Source organism: Arthrobacter sp. NtRootA1, assembly GCF_019976975.1.
Lineage (GTDB): Bacteria > Actinomycetota > Actinomycetes > Actinomycetales > Micrococcaceae > Arthrobacter > Arthrobacter aromaticivorans.
This window is the reverse complement of record NZ_AP024630.1, coordinates 3,327,911-3,347,848: the sequence shown is the minus strand read 5'-3', so window position 1 is coordinate 3,347,848 and position 19,938 is coordinate 3,327,911. Positions and strand designations below refer to the sequence as shown.

General features: G+C 66.4%; 16 protein-coding genes. 13 read left to right on the top strand and 3 right to left on the bottom strand.

Annotated features, from left to right (window positions below; all coding sequences use genetic code 11):
• Positions 1 to 21 precede the first annotated feature (21 nt).
• Entirely contained in the window at positions 22 to 1,335 is a 1,314-nt protein-coding gene (locus tag LDN90_RS15115; RefSeq protein ID WP_142938853.1) for a hypothetical protein, read from the bottom strand.
• A gap of 52 nt (positions 1,336 to 1,387) precedes the next feature.
• Positions 1,388 to 1,855, bottom strand: a complete 468-nt coding sequence (locus tag LDN90_RS15110; RefSeq protein WP_142938854.1) for a hypothetical protein — start codon at positions 1,853 to 1,855, stop codon at positions 1,388 to 1,390.
• Positions 1,856 to 4,002: 2,147 nt separating this feature from the next.
• On the opposite strand from LDN90_RS15110, the gene LDN90_RS15105 reads away from it, so the two are divergent.
• Both LDN90_RS15105 and LDN90_RS15100 read left to right on the top strand, forming a co-directional pair.
• Positions 4,003 to 4,335: a hypothetical protein gene (locus tag LDN90_RS15105; RefSeq protein ID WP_071416415.1), complete on the top strand. Its 333-nt coding sequence runs from the start codon at positions 4,003 to 4,005 to the stop codon at positions 4,333 to 4,335.
• 168 nt (positions 4,336 to 4,503) lie between these two features.
• Complete coding sequence (locus LDN90_RS15100) at positions 4,504 to 4,992, top strand: SLOG family protein (protein WP_071416416.1); 489 nt, start codon at positions 4,504 to 4,506, stop codon at positions 4,990 to 4,992.
• A gap of 123 nt (positions 4,993 to 5,115) precedes the next feature.
• Here LDN90_RS15100 and LDN90_RS15095 read toward each other — a convergent pair whose 3' ends face one another.
• Entirely contained in the window at positions 5,116 to 5,451 is a 336-nt protein-coding gene (locus LDN90_RS15095) for an Lsr2 family protein (RefSeq protein ID WP_056387574.1), read from the bottom strand.
• A gap of 206 nt (positions 5,452 to 5,657) precedes the next feature.
• Here LDN90_RS15095 and LDN90_RS15090 point away from each other — a divergent pair, with 206 nt between their 5' ends.
• From LDN90_RS15090 to LDN90_RS15040, 11 genes are all read left to right on the top strand, one after another.
• Positions 5,658 to 7,583 carry a DHH family phosphoesterase gene (locus LDN90_RS15090; protein WP_142938855.1) on the top strand — a complete coding sequence of 642 codons (1,926 nt, stop codon included), beginning with the start codon at positions 5,658 to 5,660 and terminating at the stop codon, positions 7,581 to 7,583.
• 19 nt (positions 7,584 to 7,602) lie between these two features.
• Positions 7,603 to 8,427, top strand: a complete 825-nt coding sequence (locus tag LDN90_RS15085; protein ID WP_142938856.1) for a type II CAAX endopeptidase family protein — start codon at positions 7,603 to 7,605, stop codon at positions 8,425 to 8,427.
• A gap of 101 nt (positions 8,428 to 8,528) precedes the next feature.
• Positions 8,529 to 9,008, top strand: a complete 480-nt coding sequence (locus LDN90_RS15080) for a hypothetical protein (protein ID WP_223946291.1) — start codon at positions 8,529 to 8,531, stop codon at positions 9,006 to 9,008.
• A gap of 1,119 nt (positions 9,009 to 10,127) precedes the next feature.
• Positions 10,128 to 12,056 (top strand): phage/plasmid primase, P4 family, encoded by a 1,929-nt coding sequence (locus LDN90_RS15075; RefSeq protein ID WP_200953126.1) that lies wholly within the window; start codon positions 10,128 to 10,130, stop codon positions 12,054 to 12,056.
• 7 nt (positions 12,057 to 12,063) lie between these two features.
• Positions 12,064 to 12,300, top strand: a complete 237-nt coding sequence (locus LDN90_RS15070; protein WP_056387559.1) for a hypothetical protein — start codon at positions 12,064 to 12,066, stop codon at positions 12,298 to 12,300.
• Positions 12,301 to 12,598: 298 nt separating this feature from the next.
• The gene (locus LDN90_RS15065) at positions 12,599 to 15,823 is read left to right on the top strand and encodes a hypothetical protein (protein ID WP_142938858.1); all 3,225 of its coding nucleotides are present in this window, start codon (positions 12,599 to 12,601) and stop codon (positions 15,821 to 15,823) included.
• Between the two features lie 163 nt (positions 15,824 to 15,986).
• The gene (locus LDN90_RS15060; protein WP_142938859.1) at positions 15,987 to 16,436 is read left to right on the top strand and encodes a hypothetical protein; all 450 of its coding nucleotides are present in this window, start codon (positions 15,987 to 15,989) and stop codon (positions 16,434 to 16,436) included.
• A 6-nt stretch (positions 16,437 to 16,442) separates the two neighbouring features.
• A complete protein-coding gene (locus LDN90_RS15055) occupies positions 16,443 to 16,772 on the top strand; it encodes a VRR-NUC domain-containing protein (protein ID WP_223946290.1) in 330 nt (109 codons plus the stop codon).
• Positions 16,769 to 17,188 carry a dATP/dGTP diphosphohydrolase domain-containing protein gene (locus tag LDN90_RS15050; RefSeq protein ID WP_142938860.1) on the top strand — a complete coding sequence of 140 codons (420 nt, stop codon included), beginning with the start codon at positions 16,769 to 16,771 and terminating at the stop codon, positions 17,186 to 17,188. The genes LDN90_RS15055 and LDN90_RS15050 overlap by 4 nt, the downstream gene beginning before the upstream one ends.
• A gap of 200 nt (positions 17,189 to 17,388) precedes the next feature.
• Positions 17,389 to 18,015 (top strand): hypothetical protein, encoded by a 627-nt coding sequence (locus LDN90_RS15045; protein WP_223946289.1) that lies wholly within the window; start codon positions 17,389 to 17,391, stop codon positions 18,013 to 18,015.
• Positions 18,016 to 18,054: 39 nt separating this feature from the next.
• Entirely contained in the window at positions 18,055 to 19,923 is a 1,869-nt protein-coding gene (locus LDN90_RS15040; protein WP_056387546.1) for a DEAD/DEAH box helicase, read from the top strand.
• Positions 19,924 to 19,938: the final 15 nt, after the last annotated feature.

The following is a 19,938-nucleotide window of genomic DNA, read 5'->3' as shown; positions in this document are numbered from 1 at the left end:
CGGAGGGGCCAGGCGCGACTATCACGCCGCGGCCTTGCTGCGCTTGCCCTCGGGCTTCTGGATCTCGACGGCCTTCGCCGCCAGGTACAGGCCCTCACGGTTCAGGTGGCGCGAGTACGCGGCGTCGAGGTAGAGCACCGGGATGCCGCCGGCGGCCTTCTGCAGGACAGGGCGCAGGATCTCCTTGATCGGGCCCGAACCGCCGCCGTAGACGTACACCACCTCGGTGGTGCCGCCGACCTCGGCGAGGACGTCCTCGAAGCGTGCGCCGATCTCCTCGGCCAGGTACTCGGCCTCCTCGTCGACGTAACCCTTGGCGCGGTCAAACCTGCCCTGGAGGAATACGCTGGGCTCCTGCTGCAGGAAGTCGGCCAGCGCCTTGCGGTTCTTGAACCGCAGGTCCTTGTCTCCGCTGGTGCTCATGCGGTCCAGCGCGTTCGTCAGCGCGGTGCCGTAGCCCTGGTCCAGCGTGCTGGCCGCTTCGGAGTTGAACGCGCCGTCGGTGAAGACGGGGAAGTTCACGGTGCCCTCGCCGACGTCGACGCCGACGGTGTTGCGCACACCGACCAGCAGCTCGGCGGTGACACCCTGCAGGCGCGCGGCCTCCTCGGGGTCCGAGGCCCGAAGATCGTCCAGCAGAGCCTGCGCCAGCGGCGCGCCCTTGTCGGTGATCGCGAACTGCGCGGACGCGCCCTCGGGCAGGACCTGCACATCCTCAAACTGGAGGCGCACGGTGACCGGCGTGGAGAAGTTCTTCACGGTCACCAGGTGCACCGTGGGGTCAGCCGCGCCCAGGAGTCCCACGAACTGGGCAGCGTAGGCGCTGCGGCGCTGCACGTACTCGGCAATCGGCAGAGCGAGGCCCGTGCGCACTGAGGCACGCAGCTCGCGGTCCGGCAGCGCGCCGTGCTCGCGGACATAGTCGCGCAGGGCCTTGGCGGCGAAGACGCCCAGGACAAGCACCGAGCTCAGTTCCTGGTCAGCCTTCGAGCGGGATCCGACGACCTCGAACTGCGTGAACTTCGACCCCGGGGTGCTCAGTGCCGCGCGGCCGAAGGTGCGCAGGTCCGAGTGCCCGATCAGGGGAGTGGTGAACGAGGCGGCGACGCGGTTGTAGAAGTCGTCCTCCACCACGATCTTGAAGGCACCCGAGTCAGCCTCGGGCACCTTGGGCGTGGAGCGCGAGGTGCTCACCACGGCCGAAGGAAGGTCGATCGTGTCGAAGACCTCCTTGCCGTGGACCTCGCCGCGGATGACGCCCTTGACGTATCCGTTGCCGACGTCGATGCCGCCGGTGAGCTGGATGGTCTTCTCGGCGGTGCGGGTGTTGCTCATGGTTGTGTCCCTCTCGGTCAGGAAGTCGGTGTCTCAGGAAGTGCGGTGCGGATCAGCGGGTGAGGAAGGCATCCAGCCCCGAAGGGACAGAAGGCTCCTCGACGGGAACAGGGTGGGGCTCGCGGACGGGAGGCGTGGGCGGCGGCTGAACAGCCTGGGCTGCCTCGACGCGCTGCACGGGCTCTGAAGGAACAGCAACAGGCACGGCAGCCTCGTCACGGCTTTCGCGACTCTCGTGCTGGCTTTCACTCCCGTCACGGCCGTCATCGCCACGTTCCTCTCCTCCATGGGCCTCGCTGCGCCCAGGGTCCTGCTCGCCCTGCGGCGGGCGGCCGCGCCGGGGAAGCTGCTCGACGGGACGGTTGACCACGTCGATGTAGCCGTCGCGCTGGATGGACTCGCGGATCAACAGCTGGAGCGACCTCGAGATGTCGTACTGCTCGTCGAGCCACCGGTTCGTCGACTCGTCGGCCCGCGGGACGCTCCAGCGCAGACGGCGCGGCTCGGCCTTATCGGTCATTGCGAGCACCCCCTTGCGCCCTCGTGCTGATGGACACTGTCCTCGGTCATCGCGGCCCCCTCTCATGCGCGGTCCCCGAGGCGCTACTGCCAGTCGGGGACCTTTCGACTCATTTATCAGTCATCATTCTACTGGTCTTTCAATGGTCTCTGCAAGGACCACGCCAAGACCAGCAAAAGGCCACCAGCAGATCAGGCCTGCATCACCGTGAGCGACCCCTGGCCGCGGCGGGGCCCGTGGGAGCCGCCGGCAGGACCCGCAGAAGACCACGGGTCAGCCGAGGAACCAGAAGAAACAGGACTCATCAAGGGCTCACCCGGGACCGGCACGCGGTCCGCTGCGGACCAGCAGAAGACCTCGATCAGGCCACGGCACATTGGAGGGCGCTCGGTGGTCCCACACAAAGCACAGAAGCGCCCTCGAAGAGACCAGCAACAGTCCACCGCCATGAGCCGTGCCATCGCAGACCCGCAAAAGACCACCAAGGGACCAGATGTGCGCCTGAAGCAGCCCCGATGCGCGCCATCCGGCACTCAATGGAGTCCGACTGGCCTTTCTGGACCCTCTCGGGTCTTGTATGGGTCTTGTCTGTGTCCCTGTCTGGCCATGCTGGGACATAGATCTGTCCACTCCGGGACCAGAAGGAGTCCAGCAATCCGGGCCCCGATAAATGCCTGGAACACCCGCCGACGGCACCTCGAGGCAGTCCTGGGAACGCCGGCGGAGCGAGCGGAGGAGCTGTCGGGGCAGGGTGGAGCAGTTGTGGTTGCGCCTGTGGCGTCACCGATCCGCCCGGGGGCCGCAGGGAGAGCAGAGGGAAAAGGCGAGCCGGGTTGTAGGGCCCCGCATGGAGCGACAGGGCAAAGACTCCGCTTCCTTCCGTGCCTCACGGGCGGTGGGTGTCCAGAGGGCGAAAACCCGTGAGCCCCTCCAGGAAGCTGCACCTGGTGGGAGACCCGGACGGCTCGGTGACGCTGTGGAAGCTGCGGCTCAGGTGGATCCAGGAAGGCTGCGTGCTTCCCGGGAAAGCTCCTCTTCTGATGCGTCCACGAGGGACCGGCCGGGCGGTGGACGGCAAGGACTCGCTGTCGCTCATCCGTGGGTGCAGCTGCCACCAGGAAGGAAAAGTGACCGGCCCCGAACAGGCCCCGGCAAGAGAGGGCTGTGGGGCCGCCTCGGACGCGGTGCGACAGGTGCTGGCGCGACGTCGAAACACAGTGGGAACGACCCCCGCAGGCCGGTGCAACGAGCGCACCGACAGATCAGTGCAGTGCTGTCACTGCAGAGGTTTCCACAGCCTGACGCGACAGGTCGCGGGGAGTGGTGGACTGCTGCGCGCGGCGTCTGATGCGCCTGCGGCAGCAGGATGCACCAAGGGTGCAGACCGGGCTGCGCCCGACGTCGCTGACGCTATGTGTGAGGACCCGTACGGGTACCCGCTCGTGCCTCGCGGTGATGCGGACGATTGCACCCGTACGGCGTTGCAGCGGACGGCAAAAGGGCTGTACACCCAAAAGCCCGTAAATCCAGCGGAAACGACGTGACCCGTACACCCGCTGCGCGGATGAAGAGGGGGTGTACGGGTCAAGGGCGTACGGGTCGTTTCCCGTGATATTCCAGGCTTCCGCTAACGCTCCAGCCGTGGAATGGCGAAATGGCGGCAAGAGAGGAAAAGGGCATAAGGGAACCTGGCAACAGCGGTCCTGCGGACCCTCCGCTTCGCTCCGGTCTCTCGCTGCGCTTCGAGACGCTGTTGGTCGGCATAGCCGACAGGTTCCACCGCTCGCTTCGCTCGCCGGTCCGTCAGTCGCTGCGCTCCCTCCGGCTATGCCCAGCGCTGCGCTTGAGTGGAGGACGCCCCCGCCTGCCCCGCCGCATTTGTCCACAGGTGGACGACGCGGCAAAGGGTGCAGCCAGGCGGTGGATCACCTGGCGCTGCGCACCAGGTTTGTCCGAGGAGGACGGCCCGTCGGCCGGCCCGCTGCGCGGCCCAGTCGGAGCAGTTCCCGACATGGTTCACCAGTGGGCCGTCAGGCCAGCGGAGCTGGCACGGGAGCTGGACCGTACATCGAGTCTCCGCGGACCCCTGGCGGGACCTGCACTCGATGCCCGACACCTGCATCCCGAGAAACAGAAGAGGCATCGTCATGACACACGCCCGGAAGGCATCCAGGTCCGCACGCCGACCACAGCCGCAGCTCTCGCCCTACGACACCGGAGCCAGGTGCGAGGCCAAGCCGTGGATCCCCTACGGAGAGCGAGTCACTGCGGCGACTCCGGCGGAGAGCTTTGGCAAGGTCGACTTCGACGATGAAGAGAGCGGCACGGTCTGCGTCGCCTACCTCGAGCGCGACATGGACGGTGGATACACCCTTCACGTCGCACCGCTCAGCGAGGACCGGAAGGTCCGGGTGGCAATCCATTACGAACGCGGCGTCGCCAGGGTCAACAGTGCCCAGGCGTCGGCAGCTGCCGCCTAGTGACCTGCCGACTGAGAAGGAACACCGGGAATCATTTCGGAAAACATTGCGGCGAAAGAGGACGCGAATGATGCAGCGACAGACGAGTATCACAATCCGGACTGCCACCGCGGCGGCCTCAGCAGGATCTATGCCGATAACCAAGATGACCAGCCGGGAGGCATCGCGATGACCAGTGGATTCAGCCATGCCCTGCTCGTGACCGGTTCCCGGACCTGGGACGCCGCGGAGGCCATGAAGGCGGCTTTGAACGAGGCCTGGAGAGCCTGGGGACCGTCTGCGGTCGCCCGACCCGTGCTCCTCTCAGGGCACTGTCCCAAGGGTGCTGACGCCATGGCCGAGCGGCTGTGGCGGGCTGCAGGCTTCGAAGTAATTGAGTTCCCGGCCGACTGGAGCGCTGAGCCCAAGGCGGCGGGCTTCACCCGGAACCAACGGATGGTCGATGCCCTCGTCGCCATCCGCGCCGGGGGAGCGCAGGTCCGTGTCGCCGCCTTCCTGGACCTTTGCAGCAAGTGCGATCAACGCACCGGCCAGCAGCAGCTGATGCCCGGAACGCCAGGGCACTTCTCACATGGCACCGTGCACGCCCGCTCCCGCGCCCTGGCTGCAAGCATCGAGGTCGAAGACATCATCCACCCGCGCCTGCCTCCGTTCTGACAAGTGCACACCCCGGACATGACAACAGCCCTGCAGCTGGTGCTGCAGGGCTGTTGATCCTTGATTCGAATAGGTGGCCGGAAATCTCTCCGGTATGGCCCGAAAGACTGCGGAAAGGGTGGGCTAGAGAGTCCGCTCGATGCCGTGTGCCTCATCGTGGGCCTTCATGACAGCTTTCGGAATGCGACCGAACTCGGGCACTTCATGACCGTTCTCGCGCGCCCATTTACGGATCTCCTCGCGTTCCTCGGGCGTCGTCTCGGGCACGAGTCGCTTCTTCTCGCCCTTCTTAGTGGCCTTTCGACCCTTACTGATGTATTCCTTGAGATTCTTCTCAAGCTCTTTGCGCTCTTCGTCGGTCAGGTCTATCTCGAACCAGGTGTCGCCCAGTCCGAAGGTGACTGTGGCAGCATCCGGCTTGCCACTGATGTCCGACTCCACAATATTTCGAATAGCCATGTCTTGAATGGTAGACGATCCGAACCACCTTAGAGAAGTCTTTGGGCACGCCAGAACGACAGATCTTTCGAATGCCTTCATCATAGGCCGAAAACGCTGCTATACCAGCATAATAAACCCGCGGCACTGCTAAAATCACACTGCCAGTGCGTGCCTTTCCCCACCCCTGTAAACCGACCATTCGACACGATCGAGAGGCCCCCACCATGACCATTCTCCAGACCGTCGACGACCATCCACTGACGGACGACGGCGTCGACCTGTTCGCCCTGATGTGCCAGCGCCGCGGCTGGACCGACGAATACCTCCGCGAGATCGAATCAGCTGAACACGACGAGCTCCTGGGCCTGGCCGAGATGGTCGAAGCCCTGGAAGACGCCCGGGCCGCCGGCCAGAAGGTCACCATCGCCCCTGACTTCGACATGGACGGGATCTCCTCCGGTGTGCTCGGCTACGCCGGACTGTCAGAGCTCGGCTTCGACGTCGAGCTGCACGTGCCCGACTACCGCCGCGGCCACGACCTCACGCCCGAGGACATCGCAGAGATCGCCGCGACGTGGCCGGACACCAAGGTCCTGCTGACCTGCGACGGGGGAGTGAACTCCCACCGCGGGATCGCCGCCGCCCGGGCTCTGGGATGGAAAACCCTGGTCACCGACCACCACGAGGAGCTCGAACCCGGTTCGAGCGCCGACGTCACCGTCGACCCCTGTCGGATGGACGAGACCTACGCCAACACCGGCATCTGCGGCGCGCACGTGCTCTATCAGGTGTTGGAGGCCTATGCCCGCGTCCACCGGCCGGAGAAGCTCTGGGAGATCCGCCTGCTGCGCCTGTTCGCCGGCCTGGGCACCGTCTCCGACGTCATGCCCGTGCTGTACGAGAACCGGCAGCTGGTGCGCGACTCGCTGTCCATCGCACGGCTGCTGTACGCGCCCGCGCCGCGCACGGTCCCGACCCCCTGGGGCTTCGACCCGGACCCCGAGGCGATCGACGTCGGGCAGTCGACGCTGATGCAGCTGCTGCGCGTCGACCCGCACCACCCGGCCTTCGTCCGGGCCTTCGAGGGCTTCGCGGTCCTGCTGAAGGCTTTCGGCCAGGCAGGCAAGGTCCGCGACATCGACAGCATCGACGAGGGCTTCTACGGGTTCTACCTCGCGCCGGCGATGAACTCCCCGCGCCGCACGGGCGACCCGCTCGCACCGTGCTTCGGCGTGTTCACCGCGCCTGACCAGGACTTGATGCTCGAGGCGGCACACCAGGTCATCGCGACCAACGAGAGCCGCAAGGAGCTTGTCGAGGTCCACACCCAGGAGCTCGAGGAGGGTGATCAGCCGCTGGCCCCCTGGGTCTACTTCTCCGAGGCCTACCCGGGCATGTACGGTCTGCTCGCCAACCGGCTGATGGAGCGCCACGGCCACCCGGTCGTCGTGCTCAACCGTCCCGCCGGGCCGGATGACTACGTCGGGGGCTCCGGCCGGGCACCGTCGTGGTTCGGCATCATCGACACGCTCGAGCACCAGGACGGCATGCGCGCCATCGGCCACCAGCAGGCCTGCGGCGTCAAGGTCGACCGGGCGGAACTGCTCGACGGTCTGGTCGAAGCATTGCGGGAGGCCACGCAGGTTGCCCTGCTGGCTGTCGTCCAGGATGAGCGCCGGGCCGACCTGGTCCTGGGCCCGGACCGGGACTGCGATGCTGGCGTGGACGACCTGGAGCCTCTGGTCGGCTTCGTCCGGCGTGTGGAAGCGCTGCGGCCCTTCGGCCACGGCTTCGTCGAGCCGGTGGTCGAAATCGCTGTCGAGCCCCTCGGGCTGCGGGTGGACCGGATCGGTTCCGATACTGACTGCGGCCATGAGCGCACCGACGCCAACCTGATGACCAACGCCCGCGGCTACCGCGTGTGCCGCCTGTGCAAGAAGCACCTGCGGCTGGTCACCAGGTCCGGGCTGTCCTGCCTGTGGTGGAACGTCGCCGAGGAGAAGGAGCCGGAGATTTCGGCTCTGACGCGGTCGGCCAGCCGCACCGAGGTCGGAACGCTGCGTTTCATCGCGAAGCTGCAGCTGAACACCTTCCGCGGCGAGACCCGCGTCCAGGCCGTCATCGAAGAGCAGATCCCCGCGTCTGTCTGACCACGGAAAGGAGGCGGGGATGCCCGCTCCACCCATCAAGTCCCGGCTCGTCTCCATCGCGTGGTGTGTCCTCGTGCCCCTCGGCGTGCTCGCCGCCTACCTGGGACTTGGCCTTGCCGTAGTTTCCGTGGTCGGCGAGCCCGTCCTGGGTACGGCGGTGCTCGGAGGCCTGGTGGCGCTGCTCGTCGGCGCTGCCAGGCTCTTCCGGCCCCGGTGGTTCGCCAACGCGCCAACGGTCCGACCGATGTCCGGAACACCGCGCTTTACCCGAACGGTGCTTGGGTGCCTGGCTCTGGCGTTCTTCGCCGGCCAGTCCCTGGCCCTGTGGCTCTATACCCTGGGCGGCTCGGCGGGATTCGATGAATCGACCCGAGCCAGGACAGACGCCGGTCCCGTCGTGGCCCTCCTGCTCGCACTGGTGGCAGCGCCGGTGGCCGAGGAGATGCTTTTCCGCGGCCTGCTCTACCCGCTGCTGCGGCGCAGGGTCGGCATCGTCGCGGCGGTGCTCGTCACCGCCGCGGGCTTCAGCCTGCTGCACGCCAACGTCGTCCAGTTTGCTGCCACGCTGCCCCTGGCGGTGCTGCTGGCGCTGGTCTACGAACGCACCCGCGTCCTGTGGCCGTGCGTGCTGCTCCACCTGGCCTTCAACCTCACGGCCGTCCTTGTCCCCGCCCAGCTGCTGGGCGCACTGGCGAACCCCGTCTCAGCGCTGCTGATGACCGCGGCGTTCCTCGCGTGCGCCCTGGCGGTGTACCGCATGGCGGCACCCGCGCCCGGGCCTGCACAAGACGACAGGGAAGCCGGCGGGGAAGAAGGCAGGGAAAACGAGCCACAGGCCGCATAGCGGCCGGGCTCAATGTGCAGGACTGACGCTGGTGCCCTCCGGGCGACCTTTCGGCCGTGGGCCGACGGTCGCTCCGGAGGGCCTGCTCTCGGGTGACCGGGGTGATCCGGTCACCGGGGGATTGGCTGAAGGATTTTCGTCAGCCAGACCTGAGAGGAGGTGGATCCACCATGGCAGTCGTCAACAAGTGCACGTATGACGCGCAAGGCCGGCTCGTGCGCCCCAGCGGCAGCGAAGTGCGCCGCGCGCGGTTCGCCAGCGACTTCGACACCGGTGAGAGGCCGACCTTCGATCGAGGGTCCATGCACTTCTTCACCATGAGCACCAGCGGCCGCACGGCGGAGCAGGCGCACGAACGCGCCCGCGAGATGCTCGCCCGCTTCTTCGAACGCGCCGAGTCCGTCGCTGGCTTCCGCAAGCTCGAGATGCGCCGGAGGCAGGGTGTGATGCCCTGCAACCGCAACGTCTCCATCACCTACGAGATCCTGTACGCCGTCGAGGACGGCCACCGGGTCCGTGCCCACATACCCGAGTCCCCCAATGCGGGATACCGGCGAGGCCGCAGCGCGGCCGCCTTCTAGGCGGTCGGCGCACCCAGGGCCTCGCACCAGCGTGAACGCGCAGAAAGGCCGGAGAGCTCCCTTCCCACGGGGATGCTTCTCCGGCCTTTCTGTTTTCACGTTCCTGTGACAACAACGCCTGGTGACGGTTCCTGGCCCTAACACCGATGCCCACTCTATCAGTGTCGATTCATCATGTGCAATGCAGTCGGCATCCCATTCCGGCGACCATTCGAAGGCCTGTCTCGAATCACTCAGAATAACTCGGAAGCCCGGTCGACCAGGACGCCGGACCCATCGCGATCGCTCCCGTCAGGGCCGTCAGGGCCTGATGCTCCGCTGCGCGGGAGGACGCAGCGCCGAGGTGTACCACATGTCGTGGTACACCTCCCGATCCCAGTGCTGGCCTGCTCAAACGGCGGGTCAGGCGACCACGGCCGAGGGAGTCTGTACCACGTGCCCGAGCGGACGTGGTACGCCGTATTGCCTTGGCAGATCAGCGTTTTCGGCAGGTGTACCACGAGTACCACCAGATTCCGAGCGTTTACATATGTGCGCGAAGGACGCCTCCGATCGGTCATCCAGCCAGTAAGAGCTCTTATCCCCATGCGCGTATATCTAGTCTTTATTTAGTGGTACAAGTGGTACAGGGGGTATATAAAGCCCGTCTGACCAGGGCCAACGCCTGTACCACGTGCAAATCTCCATGTGGTACACCCCGTTTGGCGAAGTCCTGAAATCCCCGACTGACCAGGGGAAACAGGTGTACCACGTCAAGTGGTACACCTTCCGATACCCATAGGGGGTATACCGGCTCGCTGCTGCAGCCGGATCCCGGCTCTGGAGGTTCCCGGCCGGCCGGTCGGAAGAACTCCCCGAACCCCGACCAGGGGGTCGGGCGGCTCACGCCGCCCGCGGGGGAGTGCTCGAGCATGAGAAGCCAGCGGCTCCGTGGGGCATACGCCCCCGGAGCCGCTGTTTCTCATTCCAGACCGCACGCTCTCGTCGTGTCGCCGTGACCTCCGGGTCTCGCGCGCGACCCCTCCGAGCCCCACCCGGGTACCACCCGGGACCTCTGTCGGACCATGAGTCGGCTATCAGTCGACTCGTTGCGAAAGACCATTCGGATGGCATAGAGTCGTGAGCACGTTCCTATTCGATTACGAGACCAATCGGCTTCCCACTCATTGCCGGCAGGTACTCGACGCGATCGAGAAAGACAGCAGCATGACGACTCCTGACGACCCAACGCCCGTCTTCGACGAGGACTTCGACACCCCCTCGACCAACCCTGTCGCCGACGCCTTCACCGAAGTCATGACGTACTTCGCCGACGGCGGCGACATCGCCCCGCAAAACGAAATAGTCACGCGCGCGACCGAGGTCTACCTCCAGCTGATCGACCCGTCGGACCCGCCGGCACCGCGCCTGCTCGAGAAGCAGCTGCTCGCGATCGTGAACGGCGTCTCCAAGGCCGAGAACAGCAAGACCAAGGTGGCTGCCGAGAAGCTGCCCCTGGCCCGGCACCTGACCTACTGGCAAGTGGCGCAAATCCTGTTGAGCCTGCACCACGTGATCCGCATCGCCCCCAGCGCCAAGGACACTGACCGCGAGTACGACCTGCTGGCGATGTACCAGGCCACCGGCCCGGGCCGCGGCACGTACACCACCAGCGAGGACGACATCCGCACCACGGCGCGCCGTTACAACACGCAGCTGACACTCAAGGAGTTCGCCGAGGTCCTGGCAGTACTCCGCGAGGACAGCCCGCGCCGGCACCAGTGCAGCCACAGAGACCTCATCGCCGTGAACAACGGCGTGTTCCACTACGGCCGCGAGGCCCGGGACATCCATGAGGGCGGCAAGGCCTTCCACTTCGAACCCAAGTCGCTCGTACCCTTCGACCCGGCACTGGTGTTCCTGGCCAAGTGCCACATCGACTACGTCGAAGACCCGGACAACCCGGTGATCGTCCACCCTGTCGACGGCTCGGTCTGGGACATCGAGTCCTGGATCCGCGAGCTCTCCGACGAGGAGGGTATCCCGGAGCTGCTCTGGGAGGTCATCGGCGCGATCATCCGGCCGCACGTCAGCTGGGGCAAGACTGCCTGGTTCTATTCAGAACAGGGCAACAACGGCAAGGGCACGCTGTGCTCGCTCATGCGCAACCTGTGCGGGCCACGCTCGCACACCTCGATTCCGCTGAGCGACTTCGGCAAGGACTTCGCGCTCGAGCCGCTCGTGCGCGCCAACGCGATCATCGTCGACGAGAACGACGTGGGCACCTTCATCGACAAAGCGGCCAACCTGAAGGCGATCGTCACCAACGACGTCATCCAGATCAACCGGAAGTACCGGATGCCGATCGCCTACCAGTTCTTCGGCTTCATGGTCCAGTGCCTCAACGAGTTCCCGCGCGTGAAGGACAAGTCCGAAAGCTTCTACCGCCGGCAGCTGTTCGTACCGTTCAACAAGAGCTTCACCGGCATGGAACGCAAGTACATCAAGGACGACTACCTCCAGCGCCGCGAGGTCCTGGAGTACGCCCTCTGGTACGTGCTCAACCGCGCCGGCGCAGCCGACCCGGGCAACTACTACCAGCTCTCCGAGCCGGTGGCGACCAAGGTGGTCCTGGCCGAGTACAAGGAGGCCAACGACCCCGTGCGCGCCTTCTGGGAAGAGTTCCGCGAGCGGCTGGTGTGGGACCTGGTGCCTTTCACCTTCACCTATGACCTCTACAAGGCCTGGTTCGCAGACGTCTCGCCCTCGGGGTCGCCGGTGAGCAACAAGCAGTTCATCACGGACCTGGTTGCGATCGTGCGGCCTGACCCGCTGTGGCACTGTCCGGACAAGAACAAGAAGATCCGCCCCGGCCAGATGATGGCCACCCCCGAGACGACCATCGCCGAGTACGAGCTGAAGAAGTGGATGAACCCGCACTACAGCGGCTCGGACCCGAAAAAGAAGTCGCAGCCGGTCCTTCAGGCCAACTACCGCGGCCTGCTCCGGCACACAGGTCCCGCCGCCCAGGTGGACGCCGACGACGAGGACACCACAGGAGAGGACTGATCTGACCATGCCCACAATCGCCAGGGCCATCACCGAGCTCGCCCGGGCGGTGACCGACCTCGCCAAGCAACAAGGCAGGGCGAGCACCGCGCTGGCCGATGTTGCCCGCGAACAGCGGATCACCAACCTGATCGTCCGGTCGCAGATCAGTGCCGACCCGGAGGAGAAGCGGCGGCTCGTGGCTGAGGCCTCCAGCCGGATGGACGCCCCGCGCCGCCGCTCTCCACACAACCCGATCGACTGAAGACAAGAACGGAAAACAGGACATGACGCAGCCGCACCCGAACGAACCGAACTGGAAAGACGGATGTGCAGGAGAGGGAGTCTCACCCGGAAAGGAATGCGCCGACTGCACCGGCCAGCGTGAGCACTTCGGCTACTCCCTGGTGGGAGGTCGATGGGCCCGCGGTGCCCGGCCGGTCCCCGCGCCCGTCACAAGGAAGAAGCGCGGCCTAAGGCCATCCGCGGCAGCGCCCGGCACCCCGACCAGATAACTGCATACCCCGGCCGTGACGGCCGGTGACGACCGAAAGGCCAGACACATGACCACCCAGCGCACCCCCGTCACAGCTGAGACCGCGCTCTTCACGTTCTACGACATCGAATCGCTGTCGAACGTCTTCACGCTGTGCGCCTACACCCCGCGGCCGGGCCGCGCCGTCCACGACCTGGAGATCTTCTTCCTGGCCGACGACCCGGCGCTGGTCGCCTCCGTCGACCCCCAGGCCCTCTACGACACCGTGATCCGCTCCAACCCGGGGCTGCCCGCGGTCAGCGTCCAGCTTTGGAACCTCGGCGGCGAACGGGGCAGCCTCCGGCTCGCCGAACTGATGGGCCTATCGAACGCCGACCAGGTGTGCAACCACTCCGACCCAGGCGGGTACCCCGCGGCGCTGCGTCCGGTCTGCGACACAGACCCCGAGTACGACCCGGCACTGCATCCGTTCCTTGCTGGCTACAACTCAATGAACTATGACACGACCATGGTCGCGCTCTACCTCAACGAGGCGTTTCCGGCCCCGGGCAGCGGTCGGCCGTTTCAGCCGACCACGGCCCGTACTCTGCGCGACCACAACGACCAGCTCTTCTCGTCCCAGCACATCGAGTACATGCCTGGCTACCTCGGCTGGGACGGGGCGGCTGCGAAGATCCGCCGCGCCATGCTTCACTCGGGCCGGCACCTGGACGTGGCCCGGCTGAACGAACTGCAGTCCAAGGTCAGCCTCAAGCGCCTGCTCGGGATGCTCGGCCGCCAGATCAAGGAATCCGAGAAGCTCAGCCATGACACGAGCATCGAGGCGGTAGAGGATCTCTATGAGCTGCTGGCCTACAACGTCTCGGACTGCCTTGGTCTGGCCCAGCTGTTCCGGCACCCGGCGTACGCGAGCAACTTCGATCTCAAGGCCGCTCTGCTCGCCCAGTTCACCGAAACGGTGTTCACCAAGAACGGTGCGGTGCGCAAGGACCGGCTGGCAGTCGACTCCTCATCGGCAAAGTTCGTGGGCCGCATCCTCGCACCCTACGCCTCACTGGATGACATCGAGGCGGTGTCCTTCGTATATCCGCACCCCGAGGTCGCTAAAGAACGCGGGATCGAGCCGGTCAACGTGCTCGACGAGTGCGCGCGCTTCTTCGAGGAGAACGTCGCGCCCGACCCGGCCACCCACTCCGAAGTGACTGCAGTCCAGCGCGAGGCCCACCGGCAGTTCCTGCAAGTCGTGGCGTACTACCGCTCGATCGAGGGGCAGAACTTCAACGACTCCGAGGAGTACCGCGACAAGTTCAGCCTTCCGGCCCGGTCTCTGCGCGATGTGCCCAAGACCCCGAACAACGTGCCGTATTTCCGGGCGGACGCCTCGCCGTCGTCCTGCTTCGCCACGTTCTCCACCGGCGGCATCCATGGGGCCGAAGCCGACCTGTCGGTGTTCAACGCCGACAAGGTCGAGCACAACGATCAGACCATGATGCTCATCCGGGCAGCGCAGGCCTTCCCGGACGCAAAGGACTTCGTGGCCGAGGCCAAGCGTCAGCACGCCATGCTCCGCCTGCCCGACGGCACCTTCGTCGACAAGCGGCTGGTCCTGCTGGGTTCGGACCCGGAGAAGGTCAAGTACCGCAAGCCGAAGAAGGACGACCCTGACCAGGCCGGGACGCTCGCCCGCGCCCAGGCCCAGGTGCCTGACCCGGCGGACCTGTTGACCACCCAGCGGCCCGAGGCGGAGGCGCTGAATGTCGTCCTGCCCGACGGCGGTGTCCTGGAAGGCAAGGTGGTACTCGCCAACAGCACGGTCACCAATGCCGCCTACCGCGATGAGCCGGCCAAGAAGAAGCCAGAGCTGTTCATCGCCAAGGAAGACGGCTCCGACAAGCTGCACCCGAAGTTCGCACGCACCTCGGCTGGCCTGGTGATCCACGAGGACTTCACCAGCTACTACCCGAACCTGCTGCGCAACATGCGGGCGTTCTGGAACCCCGAGCTGGGTGAGGACCGCTACGCGAAGATCTTCTTCGACAAGGAGCGCTACGGCCAGGAGATCAAGGGGCTGAAGAAGCAGCTGGCCCAGCTTCCGGGCGACAGCCCTGAAGCTGGGCGGCTGAAGGCTCAGATCGCCGGGCTCGGCGTGCTGCGCAACGGCACGAAGCTGATCCTCAACTCGGCCTCGGGCGCAGGCGACGCAAGTCACCGCACGCCGATCCGGATGAACAACCGCATCATCTCGATGCGCATCCTTGGCCAGCTGTTCAGCTGGCGGATCGGACAGGCCCAGACCCTGGCCGGGGCGCGGATCATCTCCACCAACACCGACGGCCTCTACTCGGTCGTCGGCGGCGAGAACGGATTCGACGAAGCGACCAACAACCGGGTGCTCGCCGAGCAGCAGGAGGCCATCGGCGTCGACATCGAACCTGAGCTGATGTTCCTCATCAGCAAGGACTCGAACAACCGCCTGGAGCTGGAGGCCCCGGAGCCGGGGCGGTCCGTGGCAGACAGTCCGATCATCGCCGCCGGTGGCGGCACGCTGGCCTGCCACGCGGGCCCGACTCCGACGAAGTCGCTGGCCCACCCGGCCGTGATCGACTTCGCCCTGGCCCGCTACCTGCAGACGGTGGCGAGCAGGGGAGAGTCGGCGATCGCGGAGCCCTTCGACCTGATGCTGGGCCGGAAGGTGATCGAGGAGGCGGTCCTGGAGGACGACCCGATCCGGTCGCTCCTGTTGTTCCAGAACGTCATCGCGGCCTCCCGCGGCTCGATCACCTACCCCTTCTCGGCTGCACCCATCGACCCCGCCGTGGGTGTGAAGTACAGCGAGCAGGGTCACGTGACCAACGTCCGCGACCCGCAGGTGCTGCAGATGGTCAACCGGGTGTTCATCGTCCGCGAGGGCACTGAGAACGCCCGGAGCCTGCTCAACGCCGGTGCCTGGAAGGTCACCGCGGCCAGCCAGGCCAAGCGCCGCGAGGAGGACATCGGCCGGACCAAGCGCGACCCGGTCGCGCTGGAGGTGCTGCGCCATCACGGCTGGGCCCGCTCCCGCGCCGAGGCCAGCGTGTCGGACGGGCTCGCCGTGCTCCCGGACGACCAGGACGTCGTGGTGCGGCGCATTAACGCCATCGACCCAACCTGGTCGATGGTCGTCGTCAACGACGACCTGCACCAGCTGCCGGCCGACCGGATCGAGCGGCTCATCGCCTCGCTGGACCTGGACACCTACGTCCGGATGCTCGAGGAGACGTTCACCAAGAACTGGATGAACGAGGCCGCCTGAGCCGATCGACCACAGCCCGCACAAGGGGGCCGCGCACGCCGCGGCCCCCTTGTTCAACTCTGTGCACCATTGTTAATGGTTCCGCATAGATCATTCACTTCGAGTCATAATTGAGTACGAAAGGCAATTCAGACTCGACACGACACGACCACGAGAGGCCATCATGTCCCAGTCAACACTCCCTGTCCGCTCCACTGACCCGGAGACCTCCTACGCCGCCGCCGTGAAGGCCGCGCTCGGCGCATCCCGCGTCCGTCCCATCGTGCTCGACATCGTCCGCGAGAAGGGCCCGCTCACCCACGACGAGCTCATCGCCGCTTACCACGACCGCGTCGTCACCAGCCTCGGCGAGGTGCCGCGCTCCTCGGACTCCGGCATCCGCACCCGGCTCAAGGAGCTCGCCCACCAGGGCCTGGTGACCGTCGCCGACGTCGACGGCTTCTCCAACTACGGCAATGCGGCCAAGCGCTGGGTCGTAGTCGACCCTGACGACCCGAGCTTCGTCTACGACCCGGACGCCATCGCTGCCTACATCGACGACGAGGACATCGTCGGCTTCGGGCACTTCCTTGACGGCGACGCCTCCGACGCTGCCGGGACCGACGAGGACTGAGCCCCCATGCCGAGGAAGAAGAACCAGCGGGAGAAGGCCGTCGAGCAGTACCTGCTCACGCAGTGCCGCCGGCACGGTCTGTTCTGCCTGAAGTTCGTGTCCCCGGCCCGCGGGGGCGTCCCCGACCGAATCGTCCTCACGCCCATCGGCACGGTCTTCGTCGAGGTCAAGCGACCCGGCGGAGACCTCGAGAAGCGCCAGCGCGTCATGCACGCCAAGATGCGCCGTTTCGGTGCCGAGATCCACGTCGTGGATGACGAGCAGGCCGTCGACGCCTTCATCACCCACGTGCTCGGTTACCGCCGGATCGAGAGCCAGCAGAAAGCAGCATCATGACCGCAACAGCCACGGCCGCGGGCCCGGAGACAGCCGCCCGCGACTACGAAACGAAAGACTCGGGATCACGCAGGGTCACCGCCTCCGGCATGCAGCGCGAGGTGAAGACAGGCCAGCCCCGCTTCGACCTGCTCGTGCCGCTTCAGGTGCCCTACCAGGACCAGCTGCTCACAAGGACGGCCGCGCTCGTGGAGCGTGGAGCGCGCAAGTACGACTCGCGCGACTGGGAGCAGGCCAGCACTGCCCCAGAGATGGAGGAGTTCCGCGCCAGCGCCTTCCGCCACTTCATGCAGTGGATGTGCGGCGAAGACGATGAGGACCACGCGGCTGCCGTGGTGTTCAACCTCCTGGCCGCGGAAAGCACCCGGACGGTGATCGCCCGCGGTGACGCCGGAACCCCGGAGGCCGCCCGATGAGCGGCCGCGTCACCAAGGGCAACGGCCAGGCCACCTCGGCCTTCCGCCAGCTCACCCGGGCCGACCTGGGCACCTTCGATCGCGAGGCCACGGAGCTCGTGCTCGAAGCGATGCGGGCCGGCTGCGTTGGGCGTGTCTCGTCCCGGGGCCACGCCATCCTACGCAACAATGCCGGCGGATCCGTCTCGGTGCCGCGCAACATGACCTCACCCAACCGCACGGCGCAGAACGCCCGTGCCGACATGAAACGGCTGCTCGGCGGGCACCGGGCCGATCATGCAGTATCCGCCGCAGACCGCAGGCCACGCGGGAAACGGCAGATGACCGTCGCGGTGGCCTTCGTGGAGCACCCAGCCGCCTTCTCCCGCTGGTTCGACGCCCAGCCCGAGGGCCTGCCTGCGGACCAGCTCATCGAAGTCTCGTTCGACGGGGCCGGGGAGCCGGCCTTCCAGGCCGTGCCCGTCGACGCGCCCGCACAGCCCGATGCACCGGAACAAGACCAGCCGGAGCCCGCGACGGCCCGGCCCACCCGCCGCCGGGGACACCTGATGATCGCGCCCGAGCCCGGGCAGGAAGCAGAGGACGACATGACCGCCGAGGCCAAGGAAGATTTGCCGTTTGCGACGCCCATACCCGATGCGGCCGTCGGAGATGCCTCTGCCGAAGCGGTGCTTGAGCGCGTACGCACCGCGCTGGGTGAGGACCCGCGTGTCACCGCCCTGCAGCGCAGGATCGTCGGGCTGGAGGCAGAGCTCGCCGCCCAGACACGCCGGGCCGATGACGCCGAGGTCCGCCTGGGCCTTATCCGCGAGGCATTCCATGCCTGATCCCGACTACCGACAACCCACGAGAGGAGGCCGCACACCGTGACCACGACCATCGCACCACCGCAGCCGTCACCCGCGCCCATCGTGCTCAAGCCCTACCAGCAGCAGATCCACGACTTCCTCGTCAGCCGCCCCTTCGCCGGAGCCTGGCTTGGTGTCGGAGCCGGGAAGACGCTTTCGACCCTCAGCGTCCTGCAGACAGTCCGGCCGATGGGCCACATCCTCGTCGTCGCACCGATCGCGATCGCTCGCTCGACCTGGCTCGACGAGATCGACAAATGGGGATTCCCGATCCGAACCAAGTCGCTCATCGTCAACGAGAACGACCGGAAGCTGCCCAAGGAGAAGCGACTGGAACGCTTTCGGGAAGTCTTCTCCGACCCGCCGACGATGTACTTCGTCAACCAGGAGTTGCTGACCCAGCCCTCCCAGGGTGCGCGTCTGCTCCAGCTGACCGGCGACCCCACCGGCGATGCCATCGCCGCCGGGATCTCACCGGAGGCCGTGCGGCTGCGCGGGCTCATCGAGACGATCGGACCAATGGCCCAGGAGCAGCTGATCGGACACTTCCTGCAGCTGGCTGCCGGGCAGTCCGGAACCAAAGCCCCCACCAAGACCGCGGTCAAGGAGGCGATCAGCGAGCTCGTCACCCGCGGCGCGCTGGAGCGCGAGAGCCACGACTGTCGCAGCTGCGGCGGCGACGGCTGCGCGCAGTGCCGCTACGGCCTGGTCGACCAGATGCCGATCCAGTCCATCAACGGACAGGACACCCTCATCTGGCCGTTTCAGACGGTGATCATCGACGAGTCGCAGGGCTTCAAGTCCCACAGCAGCGCCCGGTTCAAGGCCTTGAAGGCGGTCCGGCCGGCCATCACGCGGCTCATCGAGCTGACCGGCACGCCGAGCCCGAACGGGCTGCACGACCTGTGGAGCCAGATCTACCTGCTCGACCAGGGCGAGGCCCTGGGCCGGACCATCACGGAGTTCCGCAACCGGTGGTTCATCCCGAAGATGGTGCCTGGCACCACCACCCCGGCGAAGTGGATCCCGACCCCGAACGCCGAGGCCGAGATCCATGAGGCCATCAGGCACCTGGTGATGAGCGCGCAGAACACCAACCTCAACCTGCCGGGCCTGACGATCCAGGACGCCAACGTCACCCTCCCGCCGGACCTCATGCAGGCCTACAAGGAGTTCAGGCGCGACCTCGTGCTCGACGTCGTGAAGACCTACCAGGACGAGGACGGCAAGCTCACCCAGAGCGTTGAGTCGATCGTCGCCGAGAACCAGGCGGTCCTCACCAGCAAACTGATGCAGTTCGCCTCGGGGACGCTCTACACGGCCGACCCGGAGGACCCGGCGACCAAGGGCCAGTACGAGGTTATCCACGACAAGAAGCTCGAAATGGCCGAGTACCTGGTGCGCAACAGCGGGGGAGACCCCGTGCTGGTCGCGTACCACTTCCGCTCTGACCTGGAGCAGCTGATGGCGCGCTTCAAGAAGGCGGGCATCGACGCGCAGGTCTTTGACGGCTCGCGGGAGATGGTCCGCCGGTGGAACGCCAAGCAGATCCAGGTGATGCTGCTGCACCCCGCGGCGGCCGGCCACGGCCTGAACCTGCAGGACGGCGGCTCGACGATGATCTGGTACACGCTGCCGTTCTCGCTCGAGCACTACCTGCAGACCAACGGCCGTCTCTACCGCACGGGGCAGACCAAGCCCGTGGTGATCCACCGGATTATCACCAAGGGCACTCAGGACGAGCGGATGCCCGGAGTCCTGGCAGAGAAGCAGCAGGTCCAGGACGACCTCATCTCGGCTGTGTCCGGCGAGGAGGCGATCCTCGTCGCCCTCGAGGAGGAGATCCAGGACGACCTCAACGACCTGTGGGTCTCCGAACGGGTCTGACCAACCCATTCCGAC

Excerpts from the sequence above, each read along its gene's own strand:
- LDN90_RS15115 (WP_142938853.1), bottom strand. The coding sequence starts at position 1,335 with ATGAGCAACACCCGCACCGCCGAGAAGACCATCCAGCTCACCGGCGGC.
- LDN90_RS15110 (WP_142938854.1), bottom strand. The coding sequence starts at position 1,855 with ATGACCGATAAGGCCGAGCCGCGCCGTCTGCGCTGGAGCGTCCCGCGG.
- LDN90_RS15105 (WP_071416415.1), top strand. The coding sequence starts at position 4,003 with ATGACACACGCCCGGAAGGCATCCAGGTCCGCACGCCGACCACAGCCG.
- LDN90_RS15100 (WP_071416416.1), top strand. The coding sequence starts at position 4,504 with ATGACCAGTGGATTCAGCCATGCCCTGCTCGTGACCGGTTCCCGGACC.
- LDN90_RS15095 (WP_056387574.1), bottom strand. The coding sequence starts at position 5,451 with ATGGCTATTCGAAATATTGTGGAGTCGGACATCAGTGGCAAGCCGGAT.
- LDN90_RS15090 (WP_142938855.1), top strand. The coding sequence starts at position 5,658 with ATGACCATTCTCCAGACCGTCGACGACCATCCACTGACGGACGACGGC.
- LDN90_RS15085 (WP_142938856.1), top strand. The coding sequence starts at position 7,603 with ATGCCCGCTCCACCCATCAAGTCCCGGCTCGTCTCCATCGCGTGGTGT.
- LDN90_RS15070 (WP_056387559.1), top strand. The coding sequence starts at position 12,064 with ATGCCCACAATCGCCAGGGCCATCACCGAGCTCGCCCGGGCGGTGACC.
- LDN90_RS15065 (WP_142938858.1), top strand. The coding sequence starts at position 12,599 with ATGACCACCCAGCGCACCCCCGTCACAGCTGAGACCGCGCTCTTCACG.
- LDN90_RS15060 (WP_142938859.1), top strand. The coding sequence starts at position 15,987 with ATGTCCCAGTCAACACTCCCTGTCCGCTCCACTGACCCGGAGACCTCC.
- LDN90_RS15055 (WP_223946290.1), top strand. The coding sequence starts at position 16,443 with ATGCCGAGGAAGAAGAACCAGCGGGAGAAGGCCGTCGAGCAGTACCTG.
- LDN90_RS15050 (WP_142938860.1), top strand. The coding sequence starts at position 16,769 with ATGACCGCAACAGCCACGGCCGCGGGCCCGGAGACAGCCGCCCGCGAC.
- LDN90_RS15045 (WP_223946289.1), top strand. The coding sequence starts at position 17,389 with ATGACCTCACCCAACCGCACGGCGCAGAACGCCCGTGCCGACATGAAA.